Origin of the sequence: Pseudomonas tehranensis (genome assembly GCF_014268615.1) — a bacterium.
In the GTDB taxonomy this organism is placed as follows: domain Bacteria; phylum Pseudomonadota; class Gammaproteobacteria; order Pseudomonadales; family Pseudomonadaceae; genus Aquipseudomonas; species Aquipseudomonas tehranensis.
Genome location: NZ_JABWQV010000363.1, coordinates 1 through 3,756 on the forward strand (window position 1 = coordinate 1; position 3,756 = coordinate 3,756).

Consider the following 3,756-nt stretch of genomic DNA (forward strand, 5'->3'; position numbering starts at 1 on the left):
TCATCGCGAGCAGGCTCGCTCCCACAGAGGTCACACCAAAAGGTTCATGCTTGACGGTCAAATGAAAACAATTATCAAATGGCGCCTCCTTCGCAGGGGGCTGAGGATACTTTGCCTGAGGGGTTCATGCCCGGCCCTGTGAATATTTCTTCGAGGAAGCAGCCCGATGCGCCTGAATATCCGTGTTGTCACGCTCTGTGTCGTCATGTTGGCCAGCCAGGGCTTGGTGGCGGCTCAATTGCCGCAGCGCTGGGTCAGTGCCGGCGGGGCAGTGTCCGAATGGGTCAGCGCGCTGGGCGGTGAGTCGAAACTGGTGGGCGTGGACACCACCAGCCAGCATCCGGAAGCCTTGCGAGGCTTGCCCAGTATCGGTTATCAGCGACAGCTGTCGGCCGAGGGGATATTGAGCCTGCGTCCGCAGATCCTCGTAGGCACCGAAGAAATGGGGCCACCACCGGTGCTGTCGCAGATCCGCAGCGCCGGGGTACAGGTTGAACTGTTCTCGGCCACGCCGGACCTGCCGACTCTCCAGGACAATCTGCGACACCTGGGTCAACTGCTGGGCGCCGAGGACCAAGCCGCGCAGTTGTTCGACCGTTATCAACAGCAGCTCAGTCAACAAAAAGCTCGGGTGAGTAAAATCCAGCTCAAGCAAAAGGCCCCCGGGGTGTTGCTGTTGATCGGGAGCGCCGGCGGCAAGCCGATGGTCGCAGGCCTGGGCACCTCCGCCGATTGGCTGGTGCAGCAGGCCGGTGGTCACAACCTGGCGACACACAAAGGTTACAAGTCATTTTCGGTGGAGACTTTGGCCGGCCTGAATCCCGAAGTCCTGGTGTTCGCTGATCGCGCGTTAAGTGGCGAGGAAGCACGTGCGGCGTTGTTCAGGGAAAACCCGATTCTTTCCTCCACCCGCGCCGCCAGGGCCGGGCGCGTTATCGAGCTTGACCCGACGCTGTTGGTCGGCGGACTGGGTCCGCGCTTGCCGCAAAGTCTGGTGAAGCTGACGAGCGGTTTTTACCCAGCCGAGCCGGCCAAGACACCATGACCCCGTTGGTCAAGCCGCGCACCTTGTTCATTGGCCTCGGAGTGTTGTGTCTGCTGGCGATCTGGCTGTCCCTGGCGCTGGGGCCGGTGAGTTTGCCCCTGTTTGATACCTTGCGCGCCGCGTTGCGTCTGATGGGCTTGCCAGTGGCCGCCGAGGGTCTGGAGCAGGCCGAACTGATCCTCGGTCAGATCCGTCTGCCGCGCACGTTGCTGGGGTTGGCGGTGGGCGGGGTATTGGCATTATCCGGGGTGGCGATGCAGGGGCTGTTCCGCAACCCGTTGGCCGACCCGGGACTGGTGGGAGTGTCCAGCGGTGCGGCGCTGGGCGCGGCGTTCGCCATTGTTGGCGGCTCGGCGCTGGGCGGCTTGCCCGAAGCGTTCGGTCCCTATGTTTTGTCGTTGTGTGCGTTTCTCGGCGGGCTTGGGGTCACGGCATTGGTTTATCGCCTCGGCCGGCGCAACGGCCAGACCCATGTCGCGACCATGCTCCTGGCCGGTATCGCCCTGACCGCGCTGTCCGGTTCGGCGGTGGGCCTGTTCACTTATCTGGCGGACGACGCAACCCTGCGTACCTTGACGTTCTGGAACCTGGGGAGCCTGAATGGCGCCAGTTATGCGCGGTTGTGGCCGCTGTTGCTGGTCAGCGTTGGCGTAGCACTCTGGCTGCCACGACGGGCCCGGGCGCTCAATGCTCTGTTGCTGGGTGAGTCCGAAGCTGCCCATTTGGGCGTTGATGTCGAAGGGCTCAAGCGTGAATTGGTGTTTTGCACGGCCCTGGGGGTTGGCGCGGCAGTGGCAGCGGCGGGCATGATCGGGTTTGTCGGGCTGGTGGTACCGCATCTGGTACGGTTGATGGCCGGCCCCGATCATCGCGTTCTGTTGCCGGCTTCGGTGCTGGCGGGGGCGAGCCTGCTGCTGTTCGCCGACCTGGTGGCGCGTCTGGCGCTGGCACCGGCGGAGCTGCCGATCGGTATCGTCACGGCATTCATCGGGGCGCCGTTCTTCCTCTATTTATTGCTGCGAGGGCGCGCCTGATGTTACGAGCGCAGAACTTGCACATCCAGCGGGGTCGCAAGACCGTGTTGGCTGATATCAATCTTGAGCTTCATCCCGGCCAGGTGCTGGGCGTGCTCGGGCCCAACGGTGCAGGTAAAAGTACTTTGCTGGCGGGGCTGTGCGGTCAATTGCCTCCCGCGCAGGGGCAGGTCTGGCTCGATGATCGGCCCTTGTCCCAGTGGGAGGGGGCCGAGCGTGCCCGTTGCCTGGCGGTATTGCCGCAGTCATCGACCCTGGATTTTGCCTTCCGCGTCGAAGAAGTAGTCGGCATGGGGCGCCTGCCTCATCAGAGTGGTCGAGTGCGTGACGAGCAAATTGTTGCCTTGGCGTTGCACGCTGCAGACGCGGCGCATCTGCAGGGCCGCAGTTACCTGGCGCTGTCGGGAGGCGAGCGTCAGCGGGTGCACCTGGCACGGGTCTTGGCACAGTTGTGGCCAGGGGAAGCGGGGCAGACCCTGCTGCTGGACGAGCCGACCTCAATGCTCGATCCACTGCACCAGCACACCATCCTGCAAGCGGTGCGTGAGTTTGCCGATCGCGGCGCGGCTATATTGGTGATCCTGCATGACCTGAACCTGGCGGCGCGTTATTGTGATCGCCTGTTGTTGCTCGCGTCTGGCCGGCCGGTGGCCCTGGACACGCCGCAGCAAGTGCTGCGCCCGGAACCGCTCAAAGCGGTGTTTGGCCTGGAAGTGCTGGTGCAACCCCACCCGGAGCGCGGACATCCATTGATCATCGCCCGCTGAGGGTTGCCTGAGGATGTAGACGTGCGCCTGATCCTGATTCTGGCATTGAGTGTGCTGACGGCCTGTCAGAGTGTCGCGCCGCCCCCGGTCGAGGGGCAGATCCTTGATTTGCACAACGGCCGCGCCGTCACGCCTCAAGCGTTGATCGAGCGCCTGGCACGGACGCCGCGAGTGGTGGTGGGCGAGCAGCACGATAATCGCGATCACCACGCGCTGCAGCTATGGCTGCTTCAGGCCCTGGCCGCGCAACGGACCCAAGGCAGCCTTCTGCTGGAAATGCTGACGCCCCTCCAGCAGCCTCGGGTTGACGCGGTCCGCCAGTTACCTGCCTTGCCCGCTGATCTGCCCGCAGCCTTGGATTGGTCGCCGGGATGGGACTGGAGCCTGTATGGGCCGGTCGTCGAGTTCGCTTTGGCGCAACGTTATCCATTGTTGGCCGCCAATCTGGACGCCGCCGAGATCCAGCGCGTCTACCGGCAAGCACCGCACTTGCGAGGCGCCCGTGCGAATGCAGTCGGTGTGAAGGATCAGTTGCTGGAGCAGATCCGCCAATCCCATTGCGGCCTGCTGCCCGAATCACAGATGCCGGCGATGCTGGCCGTCCAGCAACAACGTGACCGACGCATGGCCGAACGTCTGCTGGATGCGCCGTCACCTGCGTTGTTGTTCGCCGGCGCCTGGCATGGACGAAAAGACGTCGGCGTGCCGCTGCATGTGCTGGACTTGGGGGCCAGTGAGGCACCGATCGTGCTGATGCTGGCCGAGGAGGGCAGCGAGATGACATCGGCCATGGCAGATTACGTGTGGTACACCAAGGCTACGCCGCCGCAGGATTACTGTGCCCAGATGCGCGAACACAAGCGAACCCCGTAGGCGCTGACGAAGCCTGCGATCTTTTGATCTTTCGCTT

The 3,756-nt window shown here is 63.7% G+C and carries 4 protein-coding genes; all 4 read left to right on the forward strand.

What is annotated here, in order from left to right:
* Positions 1-166: 166 nt before the first annotated feature.
* The 4 genes from HU811_RS25810 to HU811_RS25825 are packed head-to-tail and all read left to right on the forward strand — an operon-like array spanning position 167 to position 3,719.
* On the forward strand, positions 167-1,045 hold the full coding sequence (locus HU811_RS25810; protein WP_186658885.1) for a heme/hemin ABC transporter substrate-binding protein: 879 nt from the start codon (positions 167-169) through the stop codon (positions 1,043-1,045).
* 50 nt (positions 1,046-1,095) lie between these two features.
* The gene (locus HU811_RS25815) at positions 1,096-2,079 is read left to right on the forward strand and encodes a FecCD family ABC transporter permease (protein WP_171061425.1); all 984 of its coding nucleotides are present in this window, start codon (positions 1,096-1,098) and stop codon (positions 2,077-2,079) included.
* Positions 2,079-2,846, forward strand: coding sequence for a heme ABC transporter ATP-binding protein (locus HU811_RS25820; RefSeq protein WP_092403041.1), 768 nt, complete (start codon positions 2,079-2,081; stop codon positions 2,844-2,846). Before HU811_RS25815 ends, HU811_RS25820 begins: the two co-directional genes overlap by 1 nt.
* A gap of 21 nt (positions 2,847-2,867) precedes the next feature.
* Complete coding sequence (locus HU811_RS25825) at positions 2,868-3,719, forward strand: ChaN family lipoprotein (RefSeq protein WP_186658887.1); 852 nt, start codon at positions 2,868-2,870, stop codon at positions 3,717-3,719.
* The last annotated feature ends 37 nt before the right edge of the window (positions 3,720-3,756 follow it).

Bases quoted from the DNA above. Each gene is read 5' to 3' on its own strand.
- HU811_RS25820 (WP_092403041.1), top strand. From the start codon at position 2,079: ATGTTACGAGCGCAGAACTTGCACATCCAGCGGGGTCGCAAGACCGTG.
- HU811_RS25810 (WP_186658885.1), top strand. From the start codon at position 167: ATGCGCCTGAATATCCGTGTTGTCACGCTCTGTGTCGTCATGTTGGCC.